Raw genomic sequence first — 289 nt, 5'->3', positions numbered from 1 at the left:
GCTCCGTGCCGCTTTAGCCCAGTCGGTAGAGCACATCATTCGTAATGATGGGGTCAGGTGTTCGAGTCACCTAAGCGGCACCACTTCCCTTCCGGCAGTTGTCCGAAATTTCCTGCCCTAGAAGGCCGATATGGCGAGCCCTTCGGCAAGCGCCCCTCCGACGTCCACTCACACCGACATCTCTGAAATTACAGACTTTTTATCGTTACAGATTTTCTGTTGACTTAGTATATTAGAATATTCAAATTCAACTGATCCACGAGAGGAATGGGGGAGGCCTCTCTATGCA

The 289-nt window shown here is 50.5% G+C and carries 1 tRNA gene; it reads left to right on the top strand.

Features of this window, described 5'->3' with window-relative positions:
* Positions 1-7: 7 nt before the first annotated feature.
* A tRNA-Thr gene (locus KVS69_RS19350) sits at positions 8-83 on the top strand.
* The last annotated feature ends 206 nt before the right edge of the window (positions 84-289 follow it).

The sequence above is a fragment of the Stenotrophomonas sp. GbtcB23 genome (assembly GCF_019091045.1).
Lineage (GTDB): Bacteria > Pseudomonadota > Gammaproteobacteria > Xanthomonadales > Xanthomonadaceae > Stenotrophomonas > Stenotrophomonas rhizophila_A.
This window is presented reverse-complemented; position numbering and strand designations above follow the sequence as displayed.